Origin of the sequence: Streptomyces sp. Je 1-79 (genome assembly GCF_025195125.1) — a bacterium.
Classification (GTDB): Bacteria; Actinomycetota; Actinomycetes; order Streptomycetales; family Streptomycetaceae; genus Streptomyces.
The window spans coordinates 183,064-204,940 of sequence record NZ_JAMGSL010000008.1 but is presented as its reverse complement, the minus strand read 5'-3'; the positions used below and the strand labels follow the sequence as shown (position 1 = coordinate 204,940).

Annotated in this window: 21 protein-coding genes; 12 read left to right on the top strand and 9 right to left on the bottom strand. The window is 73.0% G+C overall.

Going from position 1 to position 21,877, the window contains the following annotated elements:
- Positions 1 to 268 precede the first annotated feature (268 nt).
- The 4 genes from rpsA to M5362_RS18450 all read left to right on the top strand — a co-directional run bounded on the left by rpsA (position 269) and on the right by M5362_RS18450 (position 4,076).
- Positions 269 to 1,771: a 30S ribosomal protein S1 gene (rpsA, locus tag M5362_RS18465; RefSeq protein ID WP_019885395.1), complete on the top strand. Its 1,503-nt coding sequence runs from the start codon at positions 269 to 271 to the stop codon at positions 1,769 to 1,771.
- 196 nt (positions 1,772 to 1,967) lie between these two features.
- Positions 1,968 to 2,906 carry a PAC2 family protein gene (locus tag M5362_RS18460; protein ID WP_260228677.1) on the top strand — a complete coding sequence of 313 codons (939 nt, stop codon included), beginning with the start codon at positions 1,968 to 1,970 and terminating at the stop codon, positions 2,904 to 2,906.
- 31 nt (positions 2,907 to 2,937) lie between these two features.
- Positions 2,938 to 3,546, top strand: coding sequence for a dephospho-CoA kinase (coaE, locus tag M5362_RS18455; RefSeq protein ID WP_260228676.1), 609 nt, complete (start codon positions 2,938 to 2,940; stop codon positions 3,544 to 3,546).
- A 161-nt stretch (positions 3,547 to 3,707) separates the two neighbouring features.
- A complete protein-coding gene (locus M5362_RS18450) occupies positions 3,708 to 4,076 on the top strand; it encodes a tetratricopeptide repeat protein (RefSeq protein WP_260228675.1) in 369 nt (122 codons plus the stop codon).
- Between the two features lie 78 nt (positions 4,077 to 4,154).
- Here the strand turns inward: M5362_RS18450 and M5362_RS18445 are convergent, their stop codons facing one another.
- Positions 4,155 to 4,427, bottom strand: a complete 273-nt coding sequence (locus M5362_RS18445; RefSeq protein ID WP_260228674.1) for a DUF6343 family protein — start codon at positions 4,425 to 4,427, stop codon at positions 4,155 to 4,157.
- A gap of 138 nt (positions 4,428 to 4,565) precedes the next feature.
- Here M5362_RS18445 and M5362_RS18440 point away from each other — a divergent pair, with 138 nt between their 5' ends.
- Entirely contained in the window at positions 4,566 to 5,261 is a 696-nt protein-coding gene (locus M5362_RS18440; protein ID WP_260228673.1) for a bifunctional 2-polyprenyl-6-hydroxyphenol methylase/3-demethylubiquinol 3-O-methyltransferase UbiG, read from the top strand.
- A 101-nt stretch (positions 5,262 to 5,362) separates the two neighbouring features.
- The gene (locus M5362_RS18435; RefSeq protein ID WP_260228672.1) at positions 5,363 to 5,827 is read left to right on the top strand and encodes a DoxX family protein; all 465 of its coding nucleotides are present in this window, start codon (positions 5,363 to 5,365) and stop codon (positions 5,825 to 5,827) included.
- A 35-nt stretch (positions 5,828 to 5,862) separates the two neighbouring features.
- Here the strand turns inward: M5362_RS18435 and M5362_RS18430 are convergent, their stop codons facing one another.
- Entirely contained in the window at positions 5,863 to 6,195 is a 333-nt protein-coding gene (locus tag M5362_RS18430) for a hypothetical protein (RefSeq protein WP_260228671.1), read from the bottom strand.
- A 189-nt stretch (positions 6,196 to 6,384) separates the two neighbouring features.
- Between M5362_RS18430 and M5362_RS18425 the strand changes: the two genes are divergently transcribed.
- From M5362_RS18425 to M5362_RS33175, 3 genes are all read left to right on the top strand, one after another.
- The gene (locus M5362_RS18425; RefSeq protein ID WP_374214491.1) at positions 6,385 to 9,240 is read left to right on the top strand and encodes a DEAD/DEAH box helicase; all 2,856 of its coding nucleotides are present in this window, start codon (positions 6,385 to 6,387) and stop codon (positions 9,238 to 9,240) included.
- Positions 9,237 to 10,577, top strand: a complete 1,341-nt coding sequence (locus M5362_RS18420) for an SWIM zinc finger family protein (protein WP_260228670.1) — start codon at positions 9,237 to 9,239, stop codon at positions 10,575 to 10,577. The genes M5362_RS18425 and M5362_RS18420 overlap by 4 nt, the downstream gene beginning before the upstream one ends.
- 235 nt (positions 10,578 to 10,812) lie before the next feature.
- Complete coding sequence (locus tag M5362_RS33175) at positions 10,813 to 11,658, top strand: chaplin (protein WP_308354884.1); 846 nt, start codon at positions 10,813 to 10,815, stop codon at positions 11,656 to 11,658.
- Between the two features lie 27 nt (positions 11,659 to 11,685).
- On the opposite strand, the gene M5362_RS18405 is transcribed toward M5362_RS33175, so the two are convergent.
- Positions 11,686 to 12,345: a DUF2293 domain-containing protein gene (locus M5362_RS18405; RefSeq protein ID WP_260228669.1), complete on the bottom strand. Its 660-nt coding sequence runs from the start codon at positions 12,343 to 12,345 to the stop codon at positions 11,686 to 11,688.
- A 165-nt stretch (positions 12,346 to 12,510) separates the two neighbouring features.
- Between M5362_RS18405 and M5362_RS18400 the strand changes: the two genes are divergently transcribed.
- Positions 12,511 to 13,245, top strand: coding sequence for a hypothetical protein (locus tag M5362_RS18400; protein ID WP_260228668.1), 735 nt, complete (start codon positions 12,511 to 12,513; stop codon positions 13,243 to 13,245).
- Between the two features lie 390 nt (positions 13,246 to 13,635).
- Here the strand turns inward: M5362_RS18400 and M5362_RS18395 are convergent, their stop codons facing one another.
- On the bottom strand, positions 13,636 to 15,114 hold the full coding sequence (locus M5362_RS18395) for an MFS transporter (RefSeq protein WP_308354883.1): 1,479 nt from the start codon (positions 15,112 to 15,114) through the stop codon (positions 13,636 to 13,638).
- Between the two features lie 62 nt (positions 15,115 to 15,176).
- Positions 15,177 to 16,388, bottom strand: coding sequence for a pyridoxal phosphate-dependent aminotransferase (locus M5362_RS18390; protein WP_260228667.1), 1,212 nt, complete (start codon positions 16,386 to 16,388; stop codon positions 15,177 to 15,179).
- Between the two features lie 84 nt (positions 16,389 to 16,472).
- On the opposite strand from M5362_RS18390, the gene M5362_RS18385 reads away from it, so the two are divergent.
- Together M5362_RS18385 and M5362_RS18380 are read left to right on the top strand one after the other, a co-directional pair.
- Positions 16,473 to 17,099: a helix-turn-helix domain-containing protein gene (locus tag M5362_RS18385; protein ID WP_260228666.1), complete on the top strand. Its 627-nt coding sequence runs from the start codon at positions 16,473 to 16,475 to the stop codon at positions 17,097 to 17,099.
- A gap of 42 nt (positions 17,100 to 17,141) precedes the next feature.
- Positions 17,142 to 17,777 carry a uridine kinase gene (locus M5362_RS18380; RefSeq protein WP_260228665.1) on the top strand — a complete coding sequence of 212 codons (636 nt, stop codon included), beginning with the start codon at positions 17,142 to 17,144 and terminating at the stop codon, positions 17,775 to 17,777.
- Between the two features lie 172 nt (positions 17,778 to 17,949).
- Here M5362_RS18380 and M5362_RS18375 read toward each other — a convergent pair whose 3' ends face one another.
- Genes M5362_RS18375 through M5362_RS18360 form a run of 4 tightly spaced genes read right to left on the bottom strand, consistent with a single transcriptional unit; the run spans position 17,950 to position 21,841 of the window.
- Positions 17,950 to 18,843, bottom strand: coding sequence for a carbohydrate kinase family protein (locus tag M5362_RS18375; protein ID WP_260228664.1), 894 nt, complete (start codon positions 18,841 to 18,843; stop codon positions 17,950 to 17,952).
- On the bottom strand, positions 18,840 to 19,754 hold the full coding sequence (locus tag M5362_RS18370; protein ID WP_260228663.1) for a pseudouridine-5'-phosphate glycosidase: 915 nt from the start codon (positions 19,752 to 19,754) through the stop codon (positions 18,840 to 18,842). The genes M5362_RS18375 and M5362_RS18370 overlap by 4 nt, the downstream gene beginning before the upstream one ends.
- 49 nt (positions 19,755 to 19,803) lie before the next feature.
- Positions 19,804 to 21,000 (bottom strand): hypothetical protein, encoded by a 1,197-nt coding sequence (locus tag M5362_RS18365; RefSeq protein WP_260228662.1) that lies wholly within the window; start codon positions 20,998 to 21,000, stop codon positions 19,804 to 19,806.
- Positions 20,984 to 21,841 (bottom strand): hypothetical protein, encoded by an 858-nt coding sequence (locus M5362_RS18360; RefSeq protein ID WP_260228661.1) that lies wholly within the window; start codon positions 21,839 to 21,841, stop codon positions 20,984 to 20,986. Before M5362_RS18360 ends, M5362_RS18365 begins: the two co-directional genes overlap by 17 nt.
- Positions 21,842 to 21,877 lie beyond the last annotated feature (36 nt).

The following is a 21,877-nucleotide window of genomic DNA, read 5'->3' as shown; positions in this document are numbered from 1 at the left end:
TGTGCCGGGTATATGGCGTTCTGCCCCGCCTGCGCGCTTCGCGCATTGACCCTGTCCGGCTGCCCCCGTATGCTAAAGGTTGCGCTGCGGGCCTGCGCGCCTCAGACGGAGCAGGCCGCGCTCGCACGGTTGTATGTCCCCTCGGTTCTCGAGGCGCCCGCCCGCTTGGGAAAGCGCTTCATTGGCTGTCCGGCTTCTTCGGTGCGATACGGGCTCTCGGCGTAGCAGTACCTACGACTTTCTGTCCGTAACCGGAGCCCTTTCCCACATGACGAGCAGCACCGAGACCACCGCCACCACCCCGCAGGTTGCGGTCAACGACATCGGTAACGAGGAAGCCTTCCTCGCCGCGATCGACGAGACGATCAAGTACTTCAACGACGGCGACATCGTCGACGGCGTCATCGTGAAGGTCGACCGGGACGAGGTCCTGCTCGACATCGGTTACAAGACCGAAGGTGTCATCCCGAGCCGCGAGCTCTCGATCAAGCACGACGTCGACCCGAACGAGGTCGTCAAGGTCGGCGACGAGATCGAGGCCCTGGTCCTTCAGAAGGAGGACAAGGAAGGCCGCCTGATCCTCTCGAAGAAGCGTGCCCAGTACGAGCGCGCCTGGGGCACCATCGAGAAGATCAAGGAAGAGGACGGCATCGTCACCGGTACCGTCATCGAGGTCGTCAAGGGTGGTCTCATCCTCGACATCGGCCTCCGCGGCTTCCTCCCGGCCTCCCTGGTCGAGATGCGCCGCGTCCGCGACCTCCAGCCCTACGTGGGCAAGGAGCTCGAGGCGAAGATCATCGAGCTGGACAAGAACCGCAACAACGTGGTCCTGTCCCGCCGTGCCTGGCTGGAGCAGACCCAGTCCGAGGTCCGCCAGACCTTCCTCACGACCCTCCAGAAGGGTCAGGTCCGCTCCGGCGTCGTGTCCTCGATCGTCAACTTCGGTGCCTTCGTGGACCTGGGTGGCGTCGACGGTCTCGTGCACGTCTCCGAGCTGTCCTGGAAGCACATCGACCACCCGTCCGAGGTTGTCGAGGTCGGCCAGGAGGTCACCGTCGAGGTTCTCGACGTGGACATGGACCGCGAGCGCGTCTCCCTGTCGCTGAAGGCGACCCAGGAGGACCCGTGGCAGCAGTTCGCCCGGACCCACCAGATCGGCCAGGTCGTCCCGGGTAAGGTCACGAAGCTGGTTCCGTTCGGTGCGTTCGTCCGCGTGGACGAGGGCATCGAGGGTCTGGTCCACATCTCCGAGCTGGCCGAGCGCCACGTGGAGATCCCGGAGCAGGTCGTCCAGGTCAACGACGAGATCTTCGTCAAGGTCATCGACATCGACCTCGAGCGTCGCCGGATCTCGCTGTCCCTGAAGCAGGCCAACGAGTCCTTCGGTGCCGACCCGGCGTCGGTCGAGTTCGACCCGACCCTGTACGGCATGGCCGCGTCCTACGACGACCAGGGCAACTACATCTACCCCGAGGGCTTCGACCCCGAGACCAACGACTGGCTCGAGGGCTACGAGACCCAGCGCGAGGCCTGGGAGACCCAGTACGCCGAGGCGCAGCAGCGCTTCGAGCAGCACCAGGCTCAGGTCATCAAGTCCCGCGAGGCCGACGAGGCCGCCGCTGCCGAGGGTGGCGCCGCCGCTCCGGCCGGTGCCCCGGCGGGTGTCTCCGGTGGTTCGTACTCCTCGGAGTCGGACGACAACTCCGGCGCCCTGGCGTCGGACGAGGCCCTGGCTGCCCTGCGCGAGAAGCTGGCCGGCGGCCAGAGCTGAACCAGCTCTGCTGCTAGGCACTAGCTAGCCAACGATCGAGGCCCGCTCCCCTCCGGGGGAGCGGGCCTCAGTCGTTCCCAGGGCTCCACGCGCGCGTGCTCGCACGCTGACACTCCGCTCACGAAAACCGGGGCGCGGGGAATGCTCATGCCCCGGGGGGCGTTCTCTCTGAGGAACGCGAGGAGGAGCGGTAATCGTGCTTGATCCCCAGGATTTGTACGAATGGGACCAGAAGGGCCTGGCCGTGGTGGACGTGGCCCTGGCGCAGGAGTCGGCCGGGCTGGTCATGCTCTACCACTTCGACGGCTACATCGACGCGGGTGAGGCCGGAGAGCAGATCGTCGACCGCCTCCTGGACACGCTGCCGCACCAGGTGGTGGCCCGCTTCGACCACGACCGGCTCGTGGACTACCGCGCCCGTCGGCCGCTGCTCACGTTCCGGCGCGACCGCTGGACGGCGTACGAGACGCCCGCCATCGAGGTCCGGCTCGTTCAGGACGCCACCGGTGCCCCCTTCCTGCTGCTCTCGGGCCCCGAGCCGGACGTGGAGTGGGAGCGGTTCGCCGTCGCCGTCCGCCAGATCGTCGAGCGCCTCGGCGTCCGGCTCTCGGTGAACTTCCACGGCATCCCCATGGGGGTCCCGCACACCCGGCCCGTGGGCCTGACACCGCACGGCAGCCGCACGGACCTCATGCCCGGGCACCGCAGCCCCTTCGACGAGGCCCAGGTCCCCGGCAGCGCCGAAGCGCTCGTCGAGTTCCGGCTCACCGAGTCCGGGCACGACACCCTCGGCGTCGCCGCCCACGTCCCGCACTACGTCGCCCGGTCCTCCTACCCGGATGCCGCACTGACCGCCCTGGAGGCGATCACGGCCGCCACCGGCCTGGTCCTGCCCGGCGTCGCCCACACGCTGCGCACGGAGGCCCGGCGTACCCAGACCGAGATCGAGCGCCAGATCGGCGAAGGCGACGACGAGCTGACGGCCCTGGTCCAGGGCCTTGAGCACCAGTACGACGCGGTGGCCGGCGCGGAGACCCGTGGCAGCCTGGTCGCGGAGCCCGTCGACCTCCCGTCGGCGGACGAGCTCGGCCGCGAGTTCGAGCGCTTCCTCGCGGAGCGGGAGGGCGACGCGTAAGGGACCGAGCGGGGGTCCTAAGCTGCCGCTCATGCTGAAGGTGGGCCTGACCGGCGGTATCGGCGCCGGCAAGAGTGAAGTGTCGCGGCTCCTCGTCTCGTACGGGGCCGTGCTGATCGACGCCGACAAGATCGCGCGCGAGGTCGTCGAGCCCGGGACACCCGGGCTCGCGGCCGTCGTGGAGGCGTTCGGGGCGGAGATCCTGACCGGTCAGGGCACCCTGGACCGGCCGAAGCTCGGCTCGATCGTCTTCGCCGACGCCGACCGTCTCGCCACCCTGAACGCGATCGTCCACCCCCTGGTGGGCGCCCGCTCCGCCGAGCTGGAGGGAGCGGCCGGACCCGACGACGTCGTCGTCCACGACGTGCCCCTCCTCACCGAGAACGGCCTCGCCCCGCTCTACGACCTGGTCGTCGTCGTGGACGCCTCCCCCGAGACCCAGCTCGGCCGGCTGGTGCGGCTGCGGGGCATGGCGGAGCCCGAGGCGCGTGCCCGGATGGCGGCCCAGGCCACACGCGAGCAGCGCCGGGCGATCGCCGACCTCGTCATCGACAACGACGGGCCGCTGGAAGGTCTGGAACCCCAGGTGCGCACGGTCTGGGACGAGCTGACCCGGCGGGCCGCCGAAGGAACCCGGTAGAAAACCGCGGGGCCCGCGCCGATCGGCCATGCTCCCGGCTGGGTAGGGATCGCGGGTACGGCAGTCGCACCGCCGGGATCGTCCGTACCGGATCGTGCTCCGTCCGGAATACCGCTGCCGCCCCCGATGTTGAACCGCCGGAGCAAGGGAAGGATGCCACCGTGGCCGAGAGGAACCCCGAGACCCACGTCATCGACTTCCGCGCCGCCGAGCAGCTGCTGGCCGCGCGGGACCCCCGCGGTGCCGTGAAGCTGCTCGACTCGGTGATCGCCGCCCACCCCGAGAACACCGCGGCACGGCTGCTGCGTGCCCGCGCCTTCTTCGCGGCGGCTCAACTGCGCCCGGCAGAGCTCGAGTTCGAGCTGGTCCTGGAGCGCGAGCCGGACAACGCGTTCGCCCACTTCGCCCTGGCCCGAACCTTCCAGCGCTCCGGCCGGCCCGACCAGGCCACCCGGCACTTCCGGCTCGCGGCCGCACTGGACCCCAAGCCCGAGTACCTCCAGGCGGCCCGTTTCGGCATGGGGGACTGACCCCGCGCCCCTGAGAGGCCCCCGGGCCCTTGCACGTCCCACGGCGCCGTGGCGAGAACCCGCCGCGGCACGCGCGTGTCAGCGGCGGCCCGTGCCGCCCCGGTCGGGCTCGTACGGCGGGATGTCCCGTCCGGGCTGCCAGTGCGGCCCCTGGTGGATGTGGTGCAGCACCATCGACAGGTCGACCGCCGCCACCACGAAGAGCACTCCGCAGGCCGCGGCCCACCCCGGGCTGCCGACCAGGGCGAAGACCGTCGTGCCGAAGGCGGCCCAGAGCAGACCCCACAGACTCAGCCAGAACCGCATCCGCAGCGCACTGCGCGCGGTCGCCGGCTCACTTCCCGTACGCATGGCGATCCATCTCCTACTGAGGGTCTACCCCCGGGGCGCGGGGGCGAACGTCACTCGAACGAGGGGGATCGGGGTCTTCGGAGCGTCGGCGGGAACGGCGGCCCGGGGGCCTTCGTTCTCCTGGACATGAGCGTACGGATGCGTGAGGGACACCAGGGGACAGGGCCCGGAGCCATCACCCCGGACGGCTGCGCCGTCGACGTCTACCGGCGCCTCGGGGTCGGACGCGAGCCCGACGTGATCGAGGCCGCGGTACCGGCCGGGGCCTCCCTGCTGGAACTGGGCTGTGGAGCGGGGCGGGTGACGGGGCCTCTGATCGAGCGGGGCTTCGCCGTGACGGCGGTGGACGAGTCGGCGGAGATGCTCGAAGCGGTGCGGGAGCGAGCTCCCGGCGCGGAGACGGTGCACAGCCCGATCGAATCCCTGCGGCTGGAGCGGCGGTTCGACGTCGTGATGCTCGCCTCGTTCCTGGTGCACACGGCCGAACACGGCACCAGGCAGGCGTTTCTGGAGGCCTGCAGACGGCATGTGCGGGACGACGGCTGCGTCCTGATCCAGCGCGAGGGCGAAGGGTGGCACCTGGAGGTGCCTCGTGTGCGCGAGGACCCGAGCGGCTGCACCGTACGGATCGTGTCGGCGGATCCGGTCGGCGACGGCGTCAACTCGGTCCTCGCCGAGTACGTCTTCCCGGACCTGCGCTGGACCCAGACCTTCCTCGCGCGGCCCCTGAGCAAGGAGGACTTCGAACGTCACCTGGGTGAGGCGGGACTCGCCGTGGACGCCTATCTCACCGACGACGGCACCTGGGTCAGGGCCCGCCCCACGCCCCGCTGAGAAGATCGCATCCGGCACCGGGAACGGCGATGAGTTTCCGGTGCCCGGCCCGTCTACCCCTGTGAAAAGCGCACACGACGCCGACAACAGGGGGACCACCCATGAGCACCGACATCACCGCCACGGCGGCCGCCGCGACCACCGCCGCCCCGACCACGGCGACGCGGGCCGGCGCGCCGAGCCGCCGCGCCGACATCTCCGTGCGCGTCCTGCAGATCCTCCTCGCGCTCGCCTTCGCGATCCCGAGCGCCGGGCCGAAGCTCGTCGGACACTGGTCGGCCGCCGAGTCCTTCGACGCGATCGGATGGGGCGACTGGCTGATGTACACCGTCGGCGCCCTGGAACTGGCCGGAGCGGTGGCGCTGGTGATCCCGATCCTGTCCGGCGCCGCGGCCACGGCCCTCATCGGCCTGATGATCGGGGCCTTCGTCACCCAGCTGACCGTCTTCGACGGGCAGTACGCCCTGACGCCGGTCCTCTTCGCCGTACCGCTCGTCGTGATCGCCTGGGTCCGCCGCCACCACACCCAGGAGCTCCTCGCGCTGATCCGCCGTCGCCTGGCCTGAGGGCGGGGGCCGGTGCCGGCGCACCGCCCGCACGGCTAGTGGACGATGCTGTAACTGCGCCAGGGAAGGGTGTCCGGCACGATCGCGTCGCTCGTCAGGGTGGGTACGTAGATGTAGTCCCCCTGGCACTGCCGGTTGGTGTACATCCTGATGTCGAGCAGCGAGCGGTTGGTGACCCCCGTGACGCCGGACGGGGCGAGCCGGTGGCAGCCGGTGACCAAGGGGCTCGTCACGGTGATGACGACCTCGCGCTCCGTGTCGTACGTGATCGTGCCCACCGCGGTGCGGCCGAGGCCGGAGCAGCCCGCGACGGTGAGTGTCAGGAGCGCGGCCCCGGCGGCGGTGCCGAAACGCCGGTGTACGGACATGGCGGTTCCTCGTCTGTGGGGCGAAGGCGGCAGAAGCCCTGTTCACGTCACCCTGCCGCCTGCCGGGCGGGCTGTCATCCGCTGCTGGGCCGCCCGGGCGAAGCGGTGCGAGGGCCCGTTGTCAGACCCCACCCGTAAGGTCGGAGATCCAGTAGGAGATCCGTCGCGGAACGGGAGGTGAGCAGCGCCGTGACCCAGCACATCTGGCAGACCCGCGCCGCCGTCTTCCTCCCGGCCGCGCTGCCCCGGGAGGGACGGGTGGCCTTCTGGTCACCGGACGGCGGAGCACCGCCCGTGTCCCCGGCCGAGGGCGCGGAGCTCACCGAACTCACCGTCGTACGGCGGCACGGCGCCGGGGTCCGCGGCCGCCAGGTCCCCGCCGTGCTCCTCGGGATCGCCGAGGCGCTGCCTCATCTGGTCGCCGCCCGGCACCACCCCGGCGCGCACCCCGCGACCGCCTGCTGGGGCGCGGCCGCTCTGCACGCCCTGCACCTCGCCGCACGGGGCCGGCTGCTGCCGGGGCTCACCGCCGACGACCTGGACGCCTGGCGGGCGGGGCCGTTGGACGCCGACGACATCGCCCATCTGCGGGCCGTCGCCGCCGCCATGCCGCCCGAGGCGCACGCGGTGCCCGTCCCCGGCCGCAGCCCGCTCCAGCTGCCCGACCCGGAGGCGCTGGTGCGGGCCTTCCTCGACGCGGTCGCCGACACCCTGCCCCGTACCCCCGCCGCGGCCCACGCGGCCGGCGAGCCGTTCGCCGCGCGCGCCGCGCAGCACCTGCCCCGCGCGCGTGCCTGGGCGGCCGAGGCCGCCGCCGGTATGGACGCCGGGGTCCGGGTCTCGCTCCGGCTCGACCTCTCCGGCTACGAGCTCTTCGACACCGCCGAGGAGGGCGGCGACGAGCGGCAGGCCGCCGCGGCCCTCCTCCAGGTCCACAGCCTCGCCGACCCCACGCTCGTCATCGACGCGGCCGCACTCTGGGCCGGCGACGGCGACGAGTCCTTCGGACCGCGCGCCCGGATCGACGCCGTCCTCGCGCTGCGCCGGGCCGCCCGGGTCTGGTCGCCGCTCGGCAGGCTCCTGGAGCGGGACGTCCCCGATGTCCTCGCCGTGACCGAGGACGAGCTGTACGAGCTCCTCGGCCCCGCCGCCGCCCGGCTCGCGGACGCCGGGGTGGCCGTCCACTGGCCGCGCGAGCTGGCGCGCTCGCTCAGCGCCTCCGCCGTCGTGCGGCCGCCGCTCGCCGCCCCGGGCTCCGCGACCGACGGCACGGCGTTCTTCGACAGCGAGGAACTGCTCCGCTTCAACTGGCAGCTGGCCCTCGACGGCGACCCGCTCACCGAGCGGGAGATGGACGCCCTCGCGGAATCCCACCGCCCCATCGTGCGCCTGCGCGACCAGTGGGTGGTCGTCGACCCCGACCTGGTCCGCAAGGCCCGCAAGCGCGAACTCGGCCTCCTGGAGCCCGTCGACGCCCTCGCCGTCGCCCTCAGCGGCACCGCCGAGGTCGACGGTGAGACCGTCCGCGCCGTGCCCGTCGGGGCCCTCGCGGCGCTCAGGGACCGGCTCGTCGCCGGCCCCGAGGAGATCGAGGCTCCCGCAGGACTGGACGCCACCCTGCGCGACTACCAGCTGCGCGGACTGGCCTGGCTCGATCTGATGACCTCGCTCGGTCTGGGCGGCTGCCTCGCCGACGACATGGGCCTCGGCAAGACCGTCACGCTCATCGCCCTCCACCTGCGCCGCGCCCGCCGTGCGCCCACCCTGGTCGTCTGCCCCGCCTCCCTGCTCGGCAACTGGCAGCGGGAGATCCAGCGGTTCGCCCCCGGCGTGCCCGTGCGCCGCTTCCACGGCGCCGACAGGTCCCTCGAAGGACTCGCCCCCGCATCGGGGCCCGGCGGCTTCGTCCTCACGACGTACGGCACGTTGCGCACCAGCGCCCCCCAACTGGCGGAGCAGGAATGGGGGATGGTCGTCGCCGACGAGGCGCAGCACGTCAAGAACCCGTTCTCCGCCACCGCTAAGGCGCTGCGCACGATCCCCACGCCCGCCCGGGTCGCCCTCACCGGCACCCCCGTGGAGAACAACCTCTCCGAGCTGTGGTCCCTGCTCGACTGGACGACCCCCGGGCTCCTCGGCCCCCTCAAGGCCTTCCGCTCCCGGCACGCGCGCGCCGTCGAGAACAACGAGGAGATCGAGCACCAGGAGGCCGTCGAGCGCCTCGCCCGGCTGGTCAGGCCCTTCCTGCTGCGCCGCCGCAAGTCCGACCCCGGCATCGTCCCCGAACTGCCGCCGAAGACCGAGTCCGACCATCCCGTCGCCCTCACCCGCGAGCAGGCCTCGCTCTACGAGGCGGTGGTACGGGAGACGATGGCTCAGATCGAGGGCGCGCAGGGCATCGCGCGCCGCGGGCTCGTCATGAAGCTCCTCACCTCGCTCAAGCAGATCTGCAACCACCCCGCCCAATACCTCAAGGAGCAGACGGCCAAGGGCGGAGGGACGGCCCGGCTCGCCGGCCGCTCCGGGAAGCTCGCCCTGCTCGACGAACTACTCGACACGATCCTGGCCGAGGGCGGCTCCGTGCTCGTCTTCACCCAGTACGTCTCGATGGCCCGGCTGCTCGCCGACCACCTGGCCGCCCGGGCGATCCCGGCCCAACTGCTCCACGGCGGGACACCGGTGGCCGAGCGCGAGCGGATGGTCGACCGCTTCCAGGCCGGCGACGTGCCCGTATTCCTGCTGTCGCTGAAGGCCGCGGGCACCGGGCTCAATCTGACCCGGGCCGGCCACGTCGTCCACTTCGACCGCTGGTGGAATCCGGCGGTCGAGGAACAGGCCACCGACCGGGCCTACCGCATCGGGCAGACCCAGCCCGTCCAGGTCCACCGCCTGATCGCGGAAGGCACGGTGGAGGACAGCATCGCCGAGATGCTGCGGGCCAAGCGCGCCCTGGCCGACGCCGTCCTCGGCTCCGGGGAGGCCGCGCTGACCGAACTGACCGACCGCGAGCTGGCGGACCTGGTGTCCCTGAGGAGGCCGTCATGAACCGCCGTTCCGGCTCCTCGCCCCGCCACGATCCCGACCGCCGTTCCGGCTCCTCGCCGCGCCCCGGCGCCGGCCGCCGGTCCGCGCCCGGGAGGTTCGCGGGCCCGCGCCACGACGACCTGCGCCGCACGTTCCCCGCCCTCGAGCCGCGCGAGGCGCCGGACGGACGCTTCGCCGCCACCTGGTGGGGCAACGCATGGGTGGAGGCCCTGGAGGACACCGCGCTCGACCCGGCGCGGCTGGCCCGCGGCAAGGCGTACGCAGGGCGCGGTCATGTCGACGCCATCACGGTCACCCCCGGCCGCGTCGTCGCCTACGTCCACGGCACCCGCCCCCGTCCGTACCGCACCGAGATCCGGCTGCGGACCCTCGGCGACGACGGCTGGGAGCGCTTCCTGGACGAGGTCGCCGCACGACCCGACCACATCGCCGCCCTGCTCGACAAGGACGTCCCGCACGCCCTGGAGGCCGTCACCGGTCTGCTGCCCGCGCCCGGCGACCTCGTGCCCGACTGCTCCTGCCCGGACGACGGCTTCCCCTGCAAGCACGCGGCCGCCCTCTGCTACCAGTCGGCACGGCTCCTCGACGAGGACCCGTTCGTCCTCTTCCTCATGAGGGGGCGCGGTGAGCAGGAGATCCTCGCCGACCTGACCCACCGCAACGCGGCCCGCTCCGCCGCCGAGAAGACGTCGTCGGTGCCGCCGATGGCCACCGTCCCGGCCCGTGCCGCGCTCGCCCCCGGCCACGCCCTGCCGTCGCTTCCGCCTCCCCTTCCCGCGCCCGCCCAGCCCGGCCGCCCGCCCTCCTACCCTCCGGACCCCCACGCGCCCGACCCCCTCGCGCTGGACCTCCTCGCGTCGGAGGCCGCCGCACGGGCCCACGCCTTCCTGGTCACCGGAGACGATCCCGTGGCCGCGCTCACCCCCTGGCAGGACGCCGTCCGGCTCGCCGCCGCCCACCCCGGCTCCGGGCTCACCGCCTCCACCCGCGCGCTCTACCGCGACCTCGCGTACGCCCTCGACCGCACCCCCACCGACCTGGCCCGCGCGGTCGCGGCCTGGCGGCAGGGCGGGATCGCCGGACTCGCCGTCCTCGAAGAGCCCTGGGACCCGCCCGCGGGCCCCTTCGACCGCGCCCGCCCCGCCCTGCTCGCCGCGGACTTCCCGGCCTTCCGCCCCTGGCGCAACCACCTGTCCACCCGGTCCCTCCAGCTCCGCTTCGGCCGCGACGGACTCTGGTACGGCTACGAGTCGGACGCCGACCGCGAGGACTGGTGGCCCCGCGGCACGCCCGACGCCGATCCCGTCGGCGCGCTCACCGACCTCCTGGGCCACTGACGGCAAGAGGACTGTCGGGCTATCCGATGCTCATATTCGGAGTATGCCGTTCGAGGACGGTTCCGTGGCATTCGGAGGAACGCGGGCGATCGTACGACAGGGGTTGCCCCGTCCGTTCGAGCTCATTCCCACTCGATGGGGTGAAACCCGCCGACGGCCTGATCCGGCCTCGCCGGGATCGCGTTAATTGCGGTACGGGCGAATGCCCGTGAACACCTCCGGAAGGCAGGAAGCCATGAGGCATATTCGCCGAAGTGGTCTGGCCACACTGATGGTCACGGGTGGCGCGCTCGCGCTCTCGGCGGGCGCCGCGCACGCCGACTCCGGTGCGCAGGGGGCCGCGGTCGGTTCCCCCGGCGTCGGCTCCGGCAACACCGTTCAGCTGCCGGTGCACGTCCCGGTCAACGTCTGCGGTAACACCGTCAACGTCGTCGGGCTGCTCAACCCGGCCTTCGGCAACCGCTGTGCGAACACGAGCGGTTCCCACGGGTACGGCTCGGACGCCGACGGCCCCGGCCGGGCGCACAAGGACCTGCCCGGCACCCCGCGCAGCGGTGGACAGCACGGCGGGGGCCCGTCCCACGGCGGCCCCTCCCACGGCGGCCCCTCCCACGGCGGTTCCTCGCACGGTGGCCACGCCCAGGGCGGCGCGTCCAACGGCGGCGGCGCCACCGCCGAGGGGCACACGGCGGGCTCACCCGGCGTGCTCTCCGGCAACGGCCTCCAGCTGCCGGTCGACCTCCCGGTCAACCTGAGCGGCAACTCGGTCAACGTCGTCGGCATCGGCAACCCGGCCTTCGGCAACACCTCGGTCAACGGCCCCTCGCAGCCCGAGCAGCCCGAGCAGCCCGAGGAGCCCGGCGAGGAGCCGAGGAACGTGCCGCCGAAGCCCCTGCCCGTCCCGGTCGACGACAAGGAGACCGAGACCCCGGCCCCGGCGCCCGCCCCGCAGGGCAGCTCGGTCGCGCTCGCCAGCACGGGTTCGGAGCTGGTCGGCTCCGCGGCCGCGGCCGGAGCGGTCCTGCTGCTCGGCGGCGCCCTCGTCTACCGCCGTGCGCGGAGCATGGGCGCGCGGGTCTGAGGCCCTCCGCGCGGGTCCTCCCGGTCCTCACACAGGGCGCCAGGCCCGGAGCACCGTCTCGATGGCGGGCGCCACCCTCGTCCGGGCCTGGTGCCGGGGGACCCCGCGCATGAGCAGCGTGTCGTACTCGGTGTCGACATGCCGTACGGCGGCCCGCACCGCGGCTGTGACCGCACCGCGGTCGAGCGCCCGCCCCGCCGCCGTACGTCCCACCCGGCCGCTGCCCTTCCGTGAGGCGTGGGCCGCGATCTCCGCGGCCCGGTCGCCGGGGCAGCGCGGAAAGATCCGCAGGATCTCGGCTTCCAGCGCCGCCGTGACCTCCGCGTCCCGCTCCGAGCGGCGCACCGCGTCCCGCGCCCGCCGCCGTGCCCGCGCCTCCGCGTCCGCCAGACAGGCCGCCTCCGCCCGGGCGAGCGCGGCCTCCTCGACGAGCAGCCCCTGACGCTCGTACCGGGTGCGGCGCCGGTTGTGCCGTACGACCACCGCCCACAGCCCGCTTCCCTCCCGGGCCCGGCGGGTGAGGGCGGTGTCCCCGCGGCGCAGGAACACCAGATGGCCCAGGTCGGCGCAGTCCAGACAGACGGGCGCGTGGAACTCGACGATCATCCGTTCCAGGGGCCCTTGGCGGCACTCCGAGCAGCGGCGGCGTCTGAGCGGTTCGACGACGACGGGCGCGACCAGGTCCACGGCGGGCTCCTCAACGCGCGCCGGGAGCGGCGGCGGTGACGACGCCCGGGAAGGCGTTCTCGGTCGCGATCAGTGGCGTTTCCATGGCCGGCCGCTCCTCCGCGCACTCACGTGTCGGCGATATTCGTTCGATTCACCGCTCCGGTCCCGGCTAAGGTCCGTCGCGTGGCAACGAAACTCAATCAGATCATCGCAGTGGAGAAGGGCGTCAAGTCCCGGGCGCAGCAGGACCTCACCGCGGCGCACCACGGGCTGCAGAAGCCGGCTCTGCTCGCCGGAATCTCCCGTACGTACCAGCCGAAGGACGAGGAGGGCGAGCAGCTTCCGCCCGAGTCCACGCTGGTACAGGTGAAGGCCGAGGACGTACTGCGCGACACCGCGCGGGCGTTGACGCGGCTCTTCGATGTGACCGCCACCAAGGACTGGGCCAACTGCGAGGCGCGCGCGGACGTCACCGTCGACGGGCGTGTGCTGGTGGGCCAGGTGCCCGTCGCGTACCTCCTCTTCCTGGAGAAGCAGCTGACGGACATCAACACCTTCGTCCGCAAGCTGCCCGTCCTCGACGCGGCCGAGGCGTGGACGCAGGACCCGTCGACCGACGCGTGGAAGACCGAGGTCGTGCGCACGGTCCGGACGAAGAAGGTGCCCCGGAACCACGTCAAGGCGGAGGCGACGGAGAAGCACCCGGCGCAGGTCGAGGTGTACTACGAGGACGTGCCGGTCGGTTATTGGACGACCGTCAAGTTCTCCGGCGCCCTGCCGGCCCGGCGTGTGAACGAGCTTCTGGAGCGGGTGGAGAAGCTCCAGCAGGCGGTGAAGTTCGCCCGTGAGGAGGCGAACGGCGCCGAGGTCACCGACCAGCGTGTCGGCGACGCCGTCTTCGGCTACCTCTTCGGGTAGCGGGGGACACCCATGAACTCCCCGGCCGCGGAGTGCGGCCGGGGTGCGCGAGGAGCGCAAAGCTGAAGCTGAAGCTTGTCGTGAATCCGCGGTTCCAGTGGAGGTTCGAGTCCTCCTCCCGGCGCTCCGAGTTCCGTGCCGGGATAGCCCAACCAGGCAGAGGCAGACCGCGATCAATCTCAGACTATTGCTCCAGACTCAGCATGCGCCGCTCATCGCCGGATCGACCGGGCCCGGGCCCTGGTGCGTCGAAATGCCAGTTCGAATCTGGTCCGCCGAGCTCGATCGGCGGTGGTCCAATGGCAGGACGCGACGCAATGACGACTGACCCGGGTCCTCAAGTGTGCCGGCGTGTGAATGTGAGCGGCATCGTCAGGGTCCGGGGGCAGGCTACGCCCTCGGACCCGCTCCTTTTCCGGCCTCGACGCCCTGTGCCGTAGGGGACTTGCCGGGTACGCACATCCAGGCGAGGACGGCGGCGGTCAGATAGGCGAGCGCGCCGGCGGCCATGCTGACGCGCAGCCCGGCGCCGTCGGCGGCGGCCGTGGCGAGCAGGCTGCCACCGAGCGCGACGCCGGTGGCGCTCCCGATCTGCCGGGCGGTGTTGAACAGGGCGGACGCGGTCCCCGAGTACGCCGGGGGAGCGGCGCCCATGACGGTGGCGGTCGAGCCGGTGAGGGCGAAGGAGGTGCCGAACCCGGCGGCCATCATCGGGGCCACCAGCAGGGCGTACGCGGGTTCGGCTCCCGCCGCGGCCCAGCCGGCCAGGCCGAGGGCGGCCAGGAGCATGCCGGAGACCACCAGTGGACGGTCGCCGGTACGGCGGGCCAGCCGTCCGGACAGGACGGACGCGAACATGGTCATCGCCACGGCGGGGAACAGGGCCAGTCCCGTTTCGAGGGCGCTGAAGCCGCGCTGCTGCTGGAACTCCAGGCTGGCGGTGAACACCATGCCGTAGAAGCCGAAGTTGAACAGCAGCCCGATGGCGGCTCCGCCGCCCATCGCGCGGGAACGGAGCAGCTCCAGGGGGAGCGCGGGGGAGCGGGCCAGCCGCTCTCGCACCAGGAACGCCACGGCCGCCAGCACGGCCAGGGCCGCTCCGCCGAGAACGACCGGATCGGACCAGCCCCGCCGTCCGGCCTCGTTCAGCGCACCCGTCAGCAGCGCCGCCCCCGCGACGACCGCGACCTGTGCCGGCCAGTCCAGGGCCCGGGTGGCGCGGCGCGGCGAGCGTCCGACGTGGCGCAGGGTCAGGAGCAGACAGGCCGCGCCGACGGGCAGGTTGATGAGGAACACCCAGCGCCAGCCCACGGTGGAGACGAGCAGCCCGCCCAGGAGCGGTCCGGCGGATGCGGCGATCCCCGCCATCGAACCCCAGAGCCCGAAGGCGCGCGACCGTGCGGCCGGTGCCGGGTAGGCCTGCTGGAGCAGGGCGAGGGAACCGGGCACGATCAGCGCCGCGCCGAGCCCCTCCACCAGTCGGGCGGTCACCAGGAAGGGGGTACTGGGCGCGAGCGCGCACGCGGCCGAGGACACGACGAACACGACGACGCCCGCGCAGAAGACCCGGCGGTTGCCGAGCCGGTCGCCCAGCGCGCCGCCGGTCAGGAGGAACCCGGCGAAGACCAGCGTGTACCCGTCGGTGATCCACTGGATGCCGGTGAGCGAGGCCGACAGCTCCCGGCCGATCACCGGCACGGCGACGTTGAGGATCGTCACGTCCAGGATCACCATGAAGTACCCGGCGCACACCGCGAGGAGCGGGGCCCAGGACCGTCGCTCCGGCTTCGGTGACGGCGCGGGCGGCTCCTGTGACGGCTCGGGAGAGGGCGTGGCCCCGTCACCGCCGGACGGCTTCCCGAACTCCACGGCCCCACCTCCCATCCGTCCGCGGAGGCCCACGTCACGGCCAGAGTAGGGGCCGCGTGCCCCTACTGCCGGTAGCCGCTCAGGAAGCGGCCGATGCGGCTGATCGCCGCGTCGAGGTCGTCGGCGTACGGCAGCGTCAGAATGCGGAAGTGGTCCGGGCGCGGCCAGTTGAAGCCGGTGCCCTGCACCACCTGGATCTTCTCGCGCAGCAGCAGGTCGAGGACGAACTTCTCGTCGTCGTGGATCCTGTGCACCTTCGGGTCGAGGCGAGGGAAGGCGTAGAGCGCGCCCTTCGGCTTCACGCAGGAGACCCCGGGGATCTCGTTCAGCTTCTCCCAGGCCTTGTCGCGCTGCTCGTACAGCCTGCCGCCCGGGGCGGTGAGCTCGTGGATCGACTGCCGGCCGCCGAGCGCGGCCTGGATGGCGTACTGGGCGGGGGCGTTCGGACACAGCCGCATGGAGGCCAGCATGGTCAGGCCTTCGAGGTAGTTCTTCGCGTGCTGCTGCGGGCCGCTGACGACCAGCCAGCCGGAGCGGAAGCCCGCCACCCGGTACGTCTTGGACAGTCCGCCGAAGGTGAGGACGACGAGATCCGGGGCGAGCGAGGCGGCCGGGTAGTGCACGGCCTCGTCGTAGACGATCTGGTCGTAGATCTCGTCGGCGAAGACCATCAGGCCGTGGCGGCGGGCGAGGTCGAGGATGCCCTCGACGATCTCGCGCGGATAGACCGCGCCCGTGGGGTTGTTGGGGTTGATGATCACGACGGCCCGGGTGCGGTCGGTGATCTTCGCCGCCATGTCGTCGAGATCCGGATACCAGTCGGCCGACTCGTCGCAGAGGTAGTGCACGGCCTTCCCGCCCGCGAGGGTGGTCGCCGCCGTCCACAGGGGGAAGTCGGGGGCGGGGATCAGCACCTCGTCGCCGTCCTCCAGGAGCGCCTGGACGGCCATGGAGACCAGCTCGGAGACGCCGTTGCCGAGGAAGACGTCGTCGACGTCGACCTCCGGCAGGCCCATGGCCTGGTAGCGCTGGGCGACGGCGCGCCGGGCGGAGAGAATGCCGCGGGAGTCCGTGTATCCGTGCGCCTTCGGGAGCATCCGGATCATGTCCTGGACGATCTCCTCGGGCGCCTCGAAGCCGAAGAGCGCGGGGTTGCCGGTGTTGAGGCGCAGGACGCTGTGGCCCGCCTCCTCCAGGGCGTTGGCGTGCTCGATCACCGGACCGCGGATCTCGTAGCAGACCTCGCTCAGCTTGCTCGACTGCCGGAACTCCATGCGCCGTCCTCCCCAGAATCATTGATGCTTGGTTTTACCAAGTTCAAGCTTGGAAAGTCCAACAACTTGTCTAGACTGCGTCGCATGCCACGTCAGTCACGTCAGCCACGCCGCCGGAGCTACGACCAGTACTGTGCCGCCGCGCGCGCCCTCGACGTCGTCGGTGACCGCTGGACACTGCTGATCGTCCGCGAACTCCTCGCCGGGCCGCGCCGCTACACGGATCTGCACGCCGACCTTCCGGGCGTCAGCACGGACATGCTGGCCGGCCGCCTCAGGGACATGGAGGGCGCCGAACTCGTCACCCGCCGCCGTCTGCCGCCGCCCGTCTCCGCGTACGTGTACGAGCTCACGCCGCGCGGCCGCGAACTGCTGCCGGTCCTGCGGGCCCTGGCGGAGTGGGGCGCACCCGACCTGGACGAACCGCGCCCGACCGACGCCGTGCGCGCCCACTGGTTCGCGATCCCGCTCCTCGGCGCCCTGGAGGGCGTGGTGACGGGTGTGGTGCAGGTGAACCTGGACGAGGGCGTGTTCCATCTGCGGATCGGCGCCGACGGGGTCTCCTACGCGGACGGGCCGGCCGAGGCCCCCGACGCGCACCTGTGGACGGACACCGCGACCTGCCGGGCTCTGGCGAGCGGGGAGTCCACGCTCGCGGAGGCCGTCGCGGCGGGCCGTGCGCGCCTCGACGAGAGCGTGCCGGCCGGCTGAGAGACGTGGGAACGGCCCTGCCCGTGTGGCAAGGTCACGTCCGTGCGATTCGAAGCGATCACCTGGGAGCGGTTCTCCGGGGCCCTGGCCGCGCACGTCGACGGCTCGGCACCCGGCGACGGGAGCGCGTGGCTCAAGGTCGCCATCGACGGCGCGCCCGCGGCGCCGACCGGGGAGACCGCCGAGCGGGTCGCGGAGGCGCTGAGGCTGCGCGGCCGGTCCGTGCTCGTCGTCGGCACGGGAGGGTTCCTGCGACCCGCGTCGCTCCGTTACGAGTACGGGAAGCAGGACCCCGACTCGTACTACAGCGGCTGGTTCGACACCGGGGCGCTGTGGCGCGAGGTGTTCGGGCCCCTGGAGGCGGACGGCACGGGGCGCGTCCTGCCCGACCTGTGGGACCCCGCCACCGACCGCGCCACCCGCAGCCCCTACGTGGAACTGCCGCCCGGCGGAGTCCTCGTGGTGCACGGGCCGTTCCTGCTCGGGCACTGGTTCCCCTTCGACACGACCGCGCACCTGCGGCTCTCGCCCGGAGCCCTCGCGCGCCGCACCGCGGAGCCCTGGACCCTGCCCGCCTTCGAGCGGTACGAGAACGAGGTCGGGCCGTCCGAGGCCGCCGACGTGGTCGTCCGCGCCGACGACCCGCGCCACCCGGCCTGGACGGGGCTGCCCGGCTAGGCCCTGTCGTCGGCACACGCCCCGGCTAGGCACACGACCCGGCGGCCCGACCGGGCCGCCCCGACCCGGCGGCCCCGACCCGGCGGCCCGTCCGGGCGGCCCCCGGCCCCGAACTGCACCCGCCGAACCCCCTACGGCAACCCCCGAAGCCGCTACGCCATCCCCCGAACCCCTACGGGCTCGCCCGCGGCCTCCCGCCCACCACGGTCACCGCCTCCGCGCCGGCCCGGCAGCCCGCCGCGGCCGCCTCCAGCGGGTCCGCGCCCGCGAGCCGCGCCGCCAGGAACGCCCCCGTGAACGCGTCGCCCGCGCCCGTGGAATCCACCGGCCGCACCTCGGGCGCCGCGACACGGCCCGTGACCGCGCCCGCCTCGGCGACCAGCGCGCCCCCGGCGCCCAGGGTGACCGCGACGAGCGGGAACGCGCGGCTCAAGGCTGCCGCCGCCTCGGCCGGCTCGGCGCACCCGGTGAGCAGCATGGCTTCGTCGGCGTTCGGGAACAGCGCCTCCGCACCCCGTGCGGCCGCCAGGAACCGGTCCGCGCCCAGCTGCTTCAGGAACCCCGCGGAAGCCGGGTCCACACTGACCGGAACCCCTGCCTCCCGCGCTCCCCGCAGCGCTCTCAGCGCGGCGGCACGGCTCGACTCGGCGAAGAAGAGGTATCCGGACAGATGAAGACGGGCCATCCCGTCGAGGAGCGTGTCGGCCCAGTCGGCGGGGGAGATGCGCAGCGCCGCACCGCTGTCGGTCAGGAAGGTGCGCTCGGCGCTCGCGTCGACCAGGGCTATCACCGTCGCCGTGCCGGCCTGCCCGTCCGGGATCAGCATCGGCCGCACGCCCGCCCGGCGGAGCGCCAGGTCGTGCCAGCCGGCCTCGTCCGTGCCGACCCGGCCGAGCAGCGCCACGGGCCTGCACCCCGAACGCGCCGCCCAGCAGGCGGCGTTGGCCCCCGCTCCGCCCGGCAGTCGCCGGATCTCGGCGGCCGTGTCGGTCGCAGGAGCGAGCGGGGTCCGGTGCCGGGCCACGATGTCGGTGACCACGTCACCGACCACCAGAAGACCGCTCATGCGCCGGCTTCGGCGTACGCCGAGGCGATCCGCGCCCCGAGCCGCACATTGCCGCGCACCGCCGCCAGGTTCGCCTCCAGGGAGGCGCCGTCGGTGTGGACCATCAGATACTCCAGCAGGAACGGCGTCACGGCCTGCCCGACGATCCCCTTCTCCTTCGCCGCCGCGAGGCCCTGGGTGAGGACCCGGTCGTGCAGCGCGGGATCCAACTGCTCGGCCACCGGCACCGGGTTGGCGACGATCATCGCGGCGCGCCGCTCGCCGAGCGCGTCCTGGGCCCGTATCACGCCCGCCACCTCCGCGGGCGTCCGCAGCGTCCAGTCGACCGGCTCTCCCGAGGAGGCCAGATAGAACCCGGGAAAGTGCTCCGTCCCGTACCCGACCACCGTCACGCCGAGCGTCTCAAGCCGCTGCAGCGTCGCCGGGACGTCGAGGATCGACTTGACCCCCGCGCACACCACCGTGATCCCGACCCGGGAGAGCAGCCGCAGGTCCGCCGACTCGTCCTGGGTCTCGCTCCACTCCCGGTGCACCCCGCCGAGCCCGCCGGTCGCGAAGACCCGGATGCCGGCCGCGTCCGCCAGCCACGCCGTCGCGGAGACCGTCGTCGCCCCCGTCGCCCGGGTCGCGACCGCCGGCGGCAGGTCGCGGTGGCCCAGCTTCCGTACCGCCGGGTCCTCGGCGATGCGCGTCAACCGGTGCTCGTCGAGCCCGACATGGGCGACGCCGTCGACCACCGCGATCGTCGCGGGCACGGCGCCCCCGTCCCGTACCAGGGCCTCCAACTCCCGGGCCACGGCCAGATTGCGCGGGCGCGGCAGGCCGTGGGAGATGATCGTGGACTCCAGCGCGACGACGGGCCGGCCCTCGTGGAGCGCCTCCCGCACCTCTTCGGACACCTGTGTGGACATGTCCCATTTCTGGCGCGGCCACGGACCACTCAAACCTCGGTGGCGTGCTTCAGCCACAGCGTGGCAGGCCGGGCAGCCGTCCCGCGTCGACCACCTGGATCACCGGCCGGGAGCCGGAGGCCTTGGCGTTGCCCACGCTGTACGCCACCGCCAGCGCGCCGCCCCGGGCCTGCGCGTAGCCGTACGCGGGAGTGATCCGCGCGTACGAGCCCGAGCCGAGGTCCAGGGCGTAGGACGTCTCCGGGGTGCGCCAGGTGACCAGGCGGCCGCTGATCCGCAGCTGGTCCATGCCGTCGACGGCCGGGGACGTGGTCACGACCGCCGTGGGGCGCGGGTCGCCGGTGCGCCACACCATCAGCCGGGGCTCGGCCTCGCCCGCCACCCACGCCCAGGTCCCACCGCCGCTTCCGCCGCCTCCGCCGCTTGTGCCGCCTCCGCCGTCGGAGACGACGGAGCGGATGTCCCGGAGCCCGGCCAGCGGGCCCGGAAGCCGGGTGGGCCGCCCGTCCGCGAGGGAGACGGCGGCCAGCCGGGTCCCGGAGCCCGCGGACTCGCGCCAGACCAGCAGCCCGCCGGCCGCGAAGGGGGCGTCGAGTACGCCCGTGTGGAGGGCACGGGGGGCGCCCCCCGAGGCCCGGGCCGCGTACACCGTCGCCTTGCCGTCGCCGACCCCCTGCGCCCAGTGGACCGCGCCGTCACGGACGACGGGCTGGGGCAGCGGCCCCGGCCGGTCGGCCCGGGCGAGCCGCCGGGACGAACCCGTCTCGGCGTCCCACACGTACAGACTCCACGGGCTGTCGAGCGTCCGCCCTTCCAGGACGGCGAACGCGGCCCACCTGCGACCGTCGAAGTCGGCCGCGAGCAGCTGGTGTTCGACGGGGTCGGCGAGCGTGAGCAGGGTGCGGGGCATGCCGTCGGCGCGGACCAGCGCGGCCCGTCGGCGGTCGCCTCCGCTGAGCTGGACGGCCGTCCAGCCGGGCCCGGTGTCGGTGAGGACCGCCCGCTCGCCGGCCGGCACCCGCAGCTCGCCCGCGTCGAGCGCGGAGCGCCAGGCGGCGGGCAGCTTCACCTCGCACGCGGCGGCGAGCGCGGACGGCCGCGGGGCGGGGGCGGACGACTCACGAGGGGTCGGATCCGGCGTGACGGGCCGCGTCGACGAGCATCCCGCGACCAGGATGCCCGCCAGCAGCAGGGTCAGGGCCGCACGGGCGCCGACCGGGGAGAAGGACCTACCAGACGTACCCACGGCCGCCCATGATGGTGGTGATGGTGTCGGACGAGATGTGCGCCGACCTGGGTACGGAACCCGCCCACGAGATCACGCTCGTGCTCACCCCGCCCACCGGGTCGAGGTAGTTGACCTGTCCCGCCGCGTTGTCCGTGTTGTATCCGTCGATCGCCACCCAGTGGAATATCTCGATGTTCGGGTGGCCGACGAGGTGGGGGCCGCCCGGGACCTCCCAGGCGTTGCCGGCTATCGCGTAGTCGTTGTCGGTGTTGTGCGTGATGTGCTGCTTGAAGTTCGCCTTGTCGGTGGCGCTGGGGGTGTACGGCAGCGCACGGGGCACGTAACCGGCGCCGGGGAGGCGGTAGTTCAGCGCGTCGGCCATCGGATAGCCCGTGGGGCTGGGGACGTTGATGTTGATGCCGTACCAGGCGGTGCCGCTGGTGGTCGTCCTCAGGAGCGTCGCCGCGTCCTGCTGCGAGCGGCCCGCGACCTCGTCCGCCGCGGACTGGGCGATCACGAGGGTGGCCGGGCCGCACCAGTACGAGGTCTTCTGGGGCTGGTGCAGGCCACCGGAGAGCTTGTAGCCGGCGAGCGCCGCCTGGGTGCGGACGTGGTCGTACCCTCTGGTCGCCGCGGCCTGCTTGGCATCGCTCAGTCGCTGCTGGGCCGGGGTGAGACGCTGCGGGCCGAGGGTGTCGTAGGCCGCCTTGTAGGAGGCGCCGGGGGCTATCTGCTCGGTGGCGCCGGGTTCGGTGACGGCCTGCGCCGCTGGGGCGGCCGCGAGGACCGCGAGCAGCGCCGCGGCGGTCAGGACGGCGGTACGGGGGGCCTTGCGGGGGATGCGGGATGACGCGGGCATCGCACTCTCCTGTCGGAGGTGGGGGAGGAGGACTCG

What these genes read in the sequence shown, in the direction of transcription:
- M5362_RS18385 (WP_260228666.1), top strand. Translation starts at nt 16,473, where the DNA reads ATGCCACGTCAGTCACGTCAGCCACGCCGCCGGAGCTACGACCAGTAC.
- coaE (WP_260228676.1), top strand. Translation starts at nt 2,938, where the DNA reads ATGCTGAAGGTGGGCCTGACCGGCGGTATCGGCGCCGGCAAGAGTGAA.
- M5362_RS18430 (WP_260228671.1), bottom strand. Translation starts at nt 6,195, where the DNA reads ATGTCCGTACACCGGCGTTTCGGCACCGCCGCCGGGGCCGCGCTCCTG.
- M5362_RS18390 (WP_260228667.1), bottom strand. Translation starts at nt 16,388, where the DNA reads ATGGAGTTCCGGCAGTCGAGCAAGCTGAGCGAGGTCTGCTACGAGATC.
- M5362_RS18375 (WP_260228664.1), bottom strand. Translation starts at nt 18,843, where the DNA reads ATGAGCGGTCTTCTGGTGGTCGGTGACGTGGTCACCGACATCGTGGCC.
- M5362_RS18370 (WP_260228663.1), bottom strand. Translation starts at nt 19,754, where the DNA reads ATGTCCACACAGGTGTCCGAAGAGGTGCGGGAGGCGCTCCACGAGGGC.
- rpsA (WP_019885395.1), top strand. Translation starts at nt 269, where the DNA reads ATGACGAGCAGCACCGAGACCACCGCCACCACCCCGCAGGTTGCGGTC.
- M5362_RS33175 (WP_308354884.1), top strand. Translation starts at nt 10,813, where the DNA reads ATGAGGCATATTCGCCGAAGTGGTCTGGCCACACTGATGGTCACGGGT.
- M5362_RS18360 (WP_260228661.1), bottom strand. Translation starts at nt 21,841, where the DNA reads ATGCCCGCGTCATCCCGCATCCCCCGCAAGGCCCCCCGTACCGCCGTC.
- M5362_RS18440 (WP_260228673.1), top strand. Translation starts at nt 4,566, where the DNA reads ATGCGTGAGGGACACCAGGGGACAGGGCCCGGAGCCATCACCCCGGAC.
- M5362_RS18445 (WP_260228674.1), bottom strand. Translation starts at nt 4,427, where the DNA reads ATGCGTACGGGAAGTGAGCCGGCGACCGCGCGCAGTGCGCTGCGGATG.
- M5362_RS18420 (WP_260228670.1), top strand. Translation starts at nt 9,237, where the DNA reads ATGAACCGCCGTTCCGGCTCCTCGCCCCGCCACGATCCCGACCGCCGT.
- M5362_RS18435 (WP_260228672.1), top strand. Translation starts at nt 5,363, where the DNA reads ATGAGCACCGACATCACCGCCACGGCGGCCGCCGCGACCACCGCCGCC.